The sequence below is a fragment of the Methylobacterium sp. WL120 genome, from assembly GCF_008039465.1.
GTDB lineage: Bacteria > Pseudomonadota > Alphaproteobacteria > Rhizobiales > Beijerinckiaceae > Methylobacterium > Methylobacterium cerastii.
The window spans coordinates 1-5,841 of record NZ_VRUT01000224.1; the positions used below are offsets into that span (position 1 = coordinate 1).

The 5,841-nt window shown below is 72.3% G+C and carries 6 protein-coding genes; 3 read left to right on the plus strand and 3 right to left on the minus strand.

Translation table 11 applies throughout. The annotated features are described in order from the left end of the window. Positions 1 to 441: 441 nt before the first annotated feature. Together FV229_RS24675 and gshB are read left to right on the plus strand one after the other, a co-directional pair. Positions 442 to 705: a hypothetical protein gene (locus FV229_RS24675; RefSeq protein ID WP_147754479.1), complete on the plus strand. Its 264-nt coding sequence runs from the start codon at positions 442 to 444 to the stop codon at positions 703 to 705. A 121-nt stretch (positions 706 to 826) separates the two neighbouring features. Beyond that, positions 827 to 1,771, plus strand: coding sequence for a glutathione synthase (gshB, locus tag FV229_RS24680; RefSeq protein WP_147754474.1), 945 nt, complete (start codon positions 827 to 829; stop codon positions 1,769 to 1,771). Positions 1,772 to 1,795: 24 nt separating this feature from the next. Here the strand turns inward: gshB and FV229_RS24685 are convergent, their stop codons facing one another. From FV229_RS24685 to FV229_RS24695, 3 genes are read right to left on the minus strand one after another with little or no spacing between them, the layout of a single operon-like run. After that, positions 1,796 to 2,023, minus strand: coding sequence for a hypothetical protein (locus FV229_RS24685; RefSeq protein WP_147754475.1), 228 nt, complete (start codon positions 2,021 to 2,023; stop codon positions 1,796 to 1,798). Positions 2,024 to 2,062: 39 nt separating this feature from the next. Then, positions 2,063 to 3,595, minus strand: coding sequence for a sodium:proton antiporter (locus FV229_RS24690; RefSeq protein WP_147754476.1), 1,533 nt, complete (start codon positions 3,593 to 3,595; stop codon positions 2,063 to 2,065). Positions 3,596 to 3,648: 53 nt separating this feature from the next. Beyond that, positions 3,649 to 5,073, minus strand: coding sequence for a carbohydrate porin (locus FV229_RS24695; RefSeq protein ID WP_147754477.1), 1,425 nt, complete (start codon positions 5,071 to 5,073; stop codon positions 3,649 to 3,651). A 541-nt stretch (positions 5,074 to 5,614) separates the two neighbouring features. Here FV229_RS24695 and FV229_RS24705 point away from each other — a divergent pair. Beyond that, on the plus strand, positions 5,615 to 5,841 hold a 227-nt coding region (locus FV229_RS24705; RefSeq protein ID WP_187275277.1), incomplete at its 3' end, for a gamma-glutamyltransferase.

Here is a 5,841-nt window from a genome sequence, read left to right on the forward strand (position 1 = left end):
GAAGGGGGCTGGAAGGGGCTGGAAGGGGGTCGGCCAGAGGTTCGCACGCGGTTGGCCTGCGCCTTGCGAGGGAGGATTCGCCCATGGCGGGCGTTTCCTCCCAACGACTGGGCCCTGCTCGCGACCCGGGCGGGGCCCTTCTTCGTTTGTCGGAGGGCGTTTCTTTCTCGGTCTCCGCCGGCACCTGCGGCGCGAATGCCGCATTGCGGCCTCGACGGGCTCCCACGGCGGATGCTGCATTGCGGTCGCCGAGGGGTGGAAGCGGAACCGTCGCACGGTCGCGACGCTTGCCTAGCGACGCCGGAGACCGATATGCCGGGCCATTCGCGGATGCCGCCCTCGGGCGGATCCGACGCCGGGGTTCCCACGGCCGACATGCAAGGACCACGCTGGATGCGACTGGACACGTTTCGACACGCCCGTGGCGCGCTTCTGCCCCGGATGCTCCGCTCCGCGGCGCTGGCAGGCCTCCCGCTCGCCCTGCTGGCGCTCGCCGGCAGCCCGGCCCAGGCCCAGCGCGAGGACCAGGGGCTGCAGCTCGGCTGCGCCAACGACTATTTCCGCCTCTGCGCCGGCGTCGACCCGAACAGCCCGGCGGCCGAGCAGTGCATGACGCGCAACCGCAAGCGCCTGTCGCCCGAGTGCCGCAACGCCATCGGCGACTACGACAAGCGCACCGGCGGAAAGTCGATGCCGGAGGATTGATCGCTTCGGGCGCGTCCGCGACGCGCCCGGTTCGAGGATGGTGGACGACGAGCGGCCGGCTCGTTCCGGGGGATGGATCGTCCCCCGGGAGCCGGCCGCGTCACGAGCGGAGCCCGACGACATGGCCTTGACCGTTGCGGTCCAGATGGACCCGATCCAGGCGATCCGCATCGCCGGCGACACCACCTTCGCCCTGTTGCTCGAAGCGCAGGCGCGCGGCCACCGGCTGATCTACTACACCCCCGACCGGCTCTCGATGCAGGGCCGCCGCGTCACCGCCCGCGTCCAGGCGCTGAGCGTGCAGGACGTGGAGGGCGCGCACGCGACGCTCGGCGAGATCGAGCGGATCGATCTGTCGGAGGCCGACGTGGTGCTGATGCGCCAGGACCCGCCCTTCGACATGGCCTACATCACCGCGACCCACATGCTGGAGAAGATCCACCCGCAGACGCTGGTGGTGAACGACCCGGCCGAGGTGCGCAACGCGCCCGAGAAGCTCTTCGTCCTCGACTTCCCCGAGCTGATGCCGCCGACGCTGATCTCCCGCGACAAGGCGGAGATCGAGGAATTCCGCCGCGAGCACGGCACCGTGGCGATGAAGCCACTGCACGGCCACGGCGGCGCGGCGGTGTTCCGCGTCTCCGAGACCGACCCGAACTTCGGCTCGATGTTCGACCTGTTCTCGGTCACCTTCCGCGAGGCGTGGGTGGTGCAGCGCTTCCTCGAGAAGATCACCGAAGGCGACAAGCGCATCATCCTCGTCGACGGCGAGCCGATGGGCGCGATCAACCGCGTGCCGGCCTTGAACGACATCCGCTCCAACATGGTCCGCGGCGGCGCCGCCCGGCCCTCGGACCTGACCGAGCGCGAGCGCGAGATCTGCGCCACGATCGGCCCGGAGCTGCGCCGCCGCGGCCTGATCCTCGTCGGCATCGACGTGATCGACGGGCACCTCACCGAGATCAACGTCACCTCCCCCACCGGCATCCGCGCGATCAAGCGCCTCGGCGGCCCGGACCTCGCCGTGAGCGCGTGGGATGCGATTGAGGCGCGGGTGGCGGTCTGACGGTCGGCCTTCGGGTGTGCGCGGTCATTCCGAACGCTTGGCGCCACGTTTCCTGCGCGCCCGGGCCGATTGCGGTTTCCCCGCCGTTCGGCGGCCGAAGGCCTCCGCCATAGCCGGCAGCATGCCCTCGACGCCGGGCCGCGTCCGCGCTAGCTCGGCGTCGGTCAGCGGCGGGCTGTCGACCGCTGCCCAATCTGCCTCGGCGTAGGCGTCGTTCGGGACGTAGCCCAGCCCGGGATCGCGCCTGCTCATAGGTCGCTCCTTCCGTTTAGAACGTAGACGATGTGGCCCTCACGTCTCCGCCTTCGGCGTCGCGTTGAGCTCGGCCCAGTCGAACTCCTCCTCCAGCACGAAGTAGGCGTCGTCGCCGATCGCGCCCTCGCGGCGCAGGCGCATGACCGTGTCGCGGGCGGCGGTGATGGCGCGGCGGCGCGGGCCGTCGGTGGGCAGGGATTCCGGGGCGCGGCCCTCCTCGTGGGCCTCCGCCTCGGCGAGCGCGCCGCGCAGCTCCGCCCTCAGGGCCTCGATGCCGGGCTCGTCGTCGGCCGCGTCGAGGCTGTCGAGGGCCGCCTGGTAGGCCTCGGCCCGGGCGCGTCCGGTCTCGCGCCCGACCGGGTCGTCGTCCTCGAGGCCGAGGCGGGCGAGCAGCGGGTTCAGGGTCAGGCCCTGGACCACCAGGGTGCCGAGCACCGTGCCGAACGCGGCGAAGACGATCAGGTCGCGGTGCGGGAATTCCTGCGGCAGGGCGAGCGCCGTGGCGATGGTGAGGATGCCGCGCATCCCAGCCCAGGACACCGCGACGGCGCTCCGGAGCCGGCCGCGGCCGGGATCGGCGACGGAGAGGCCGGGCAGGCCGGACGCCGGCAGCACCCAGGCGATGCGCACCAGCACCACGGTGGCGAAGACCGCGCCGGCGAGCGCCAGCGCGACGAGCTGGTCGGCGCCGGCGAGCCGCTCGAGGATCGGGCCGATCTGGATGCCGATCAGCACGAAGGCCAGCACGTTGAGCACGAACACCGCCGTGTTCCAGACCGCGTAGGAGATGATGCGCACGCGCGGGGCGGTGATGCCGGGAGTGCCGCGCGCCACCGTGATCGCGAAGGCAACGAGCGTCAGCACGCCCGACATCTCCAGGCGCTCGGCGGCGATCCAGATCCCGAAGGCGGCCACGAATTGCAGCACGATGGTGCTGGCCGCGTCCTGCACCCGCCGCATCCCGGCGACGAAGGCGAGCCCCGCGAGCGGCCCGACCACCAGGCTCGCGACCACGCCCACGAGGAAGGTCGGGCCGACCTCGGAGACGTGGAAGGCGCCGCTCGCGGCGGCCGCGACGCCGAGCCGGTAGATCAGCAGGGAGCCGGCGTCGTTGAGCAGGCTCTCGCCGCGCAGGATGGTGGTGAGGCGGTGCGGCAGCGAGACGTGGCGCAGCACCGAGAGCGCGGCCACCGCGTCCGGCGGCGCGACGATCGCCCCGAGCACGATGCAGGCGGAAAGCGGCATGTCCGGCACCAGCAGTTTGGCGACGACGGCGACCGCGATCGTCGTCACCGCCACCGCACCGAAGGCGAGGCCGGCGATCGGGCGCCAGTTCGCCCTCAGGTCGCGCAGCGAGGTGCCGTAGCCGGCATCCATCAGCACGGGCGCGAGGAACAGCGCCAGCGCCAGCCCCGGGTCGAGCTCGAGGTTCGGGACGCCCGGCACGAAGGCCAGGCCGACGCCGCCGAGCGCCAGGAAAGCCGGATACGGCGCACCGATCCGGCGCGCGAGCGCCGCCAACAGCACCGCGCCGAACAGGACGCCGACAACCCACTCGAAAATGATCATGCACGGGAGATAGGGCGCTCAGGCCCGCGCGGCGGGGCCGGCGGACCTTCGACTCAGTACTGCACGGTCGCCCGCACCCCGAGCACGGTGGCGTTCTTCAGCCGGCGGCCGTCGGCATCCGCGACGCCGCCGCTCGGGCGGATGATGTACTGCAGGTCCGGCTGCACGGTGAAGCCCGGCACCACCAGCGCCTGGTAGGTCGCCTCCAGCGCGGTCTCGGCCCGCCGCCGCGGGATCGGGGTGCCGGTGAACAGGATGGTGTCGGTGTCGGCCCGGCGGGCGTCGTCGGCGTAGCGGGCGTAGGCGATACCGGCGCCGACCGTGTCGTCGTCGCGCCCCGGGATCAGGCCCTTGTAGGCGAGGCCGGCGTCGACGTAGGCCGAGATCAGGCTGGAGCGCGTCGGCGAGAGCGAGGCGCGCACGAACACCGACAGGCCCTCGTCGTCCTTCTCGGGCTCGATCAGGACGCTCTGGTCGATCATCGCGTAGAGCCCGGCGTTGCCGCGCTGCCGGCGCGGCAGGCCGGACGAGGCCGGGTCGGCGAGCGACAGGCCGAGGGTGTCGCGGCGCAGGTCGTCGAAGCGGCCGAAATGCTGCCAGCCGCCGAAGGTCACCGTGCCGGGCAGCGCGGTCGAGCCCTTCTCGGTGTTGTAGGAATAGGCCGCCTCGGCCACGATCAGGGCCGGGTCGTGCGTGCGGAAGTTCGTGCCGGTGCGGTTGAGGCGCTGCGCCTCCGCGTCGTCGCCCGGGCGGTTGGCCCCGGCCGGATCGCCGTCGTAGAGCCCGGCCTGGAACGACAGCCCGCCGCCGGGCTCGAACTTCGCCCGGATCGCCGGCGTCGCCAGGGGATAGGCCGGGCCGCCGGAGGGGAGGTTCGCGCTGGTGATCGCCGGCCAGCCGAAGCTCGAGTTCACGAACAGCGTCGCGGTCTGGCTGACGAAGAACTCGCTGTCGGCGGCCTGCTGGCCGACCCGCAGGCCGAGCTTGCCGTCGAAGAGCTGCTGGTCGAACCACAGCACGTAGAGCCGTGTCGCGGGCAGCGCCCCGATGACGCTGACGTCGAGCAGGTTGCCGACGTAGTAGCGCGAGAGGCCGGTGCCGTGGATGAAGTAGGCGTTGGCGTGCGCCGTGGCGCCCTGCCAGCCGGCGAGCGTGTGGAGGTCGAGGTAGAGCCGCAGGTTCAGCCGGTCCTCCACCACCGCTCCCTGCCGCATTCCGCCGGTGGGGTTGCCGAGCACATCCGCGATGTAGGTGAGGCTGTACTGGATGCCCCGCTCCTTCAGCACCGGGCGCAGGCCGAAGGGATCGCCGAGGGGGCCAAGATAGGGCTCGACCGAGCGGGCGTAGCCGCCCGAGGTCTGGCTCGTGGTCTCGGGCTGGGCCACGGAGGTCCGCACGTCGCCGCCGGCGCCTTCGCGGATCACGGGGATGGCCGGGGGCGCCGGCGGCGTCTGCGCGAAGGCCGGGATGCTGAGCATCGCGGCAAGCGCTCCGATGGCGGATGGGCGGTGGATCACGGACGGCTCGGGTGGCGTGCGGCGGCAACCGTACAACAGGCGCCCGGCCGAGTCCGATGCGGGACGGTGACACGCGAACCGCGCGTTCTGTCTTTTCCCGCACAACGGCTACTGTATTCACACCTCTCCTGCCCTTGGCGGTTCGATGTGCGCGCATCCCCTCGCCCCACGTGCGGGGAGAGGGCTTCGACGACCTCGTCGTCGGCAAAGCGAGGCGGCAGCCGACGGTGAGGGGGCCGAGCCGGAGGAGGCACTTCCGGAAGCTCCCCCTCACCGTCGCTTCGGCTTCGCCTCTCGCTCCCCGGCTGCACGACGGGGTGCCGCCGGGCCTCTCCCCGCCCGCGGGGAGAGGGGAACCCGCGCGTTATCCGATGCCGTGACGAACGATGTGGATCCAGTAGCGCAGAGGGGGGGGAGCGGAGTGGCCGCCCTCGCGCCTTTTGCACCGACGGCACGGTTTTCGTACAGCCGGAGCGAGCCGTCGCCAGCCGCGAGCGAGACCATGCCCGAGACCCCCGTCTTCTCCCACGGCGCCTGCGCCGCCCCGCATCACCTGGCCGCGCAGGCGGGGCAGACCGTGCTGGCGCAGGGCGGCAACGCCATCGAGGCGATGACCGCGATGGCGGCGGCGATCGCCGTGGTCTACCCGCACATGAACGGCATCGGCGGCGACGGGTTCTGGCTGGTGCGCGAGCGCGGCGGCCGGGTGCGCGGCATCGAGGCCTGCGG

What these genes read in the sequence shown, in the direction of transcription:
- FV229_RS24675 (WP_147754479.1), top strand. Translation starts at nt 442, where the DNA reads ATGCTCCGCTCCGCGGCGCTGGCAGGCCTCCCGCTCGCCCTGCTGGCG.
- gshB (WP_147754474.1), top strand. Translation starts at nt 827, where the DNA reads ATGGCCTTGACCGTTGCGGTCCAGATGGACCCGATCCAGGCGATCCGC.
- FV229_RS24685 (WP_147754475.1), bottom strand. Translation starts at nt 2,023, where the DNA reads ATGAGCAGGCGCGATCCCGGGCTGGGCTACGTCCCGAACGACGCCTAC.
- FV229_RS24690 (WP_147754476.1), bottom strand. Translation starts at nt 3,595, where the DNA reads ATGATCATTTTCGAGTGGGTTGTCGGCGTCCTGTTCGGCGCGGTGCTG.
- FV229_RS24695 (WP_147754477.1), bottom strand. Translation starts at nt 5,073, where the DNA reads ATGCTCAGCATCCCGGCCTTCGCGCAGACGCCGCCGGCGCCCCCGGCC.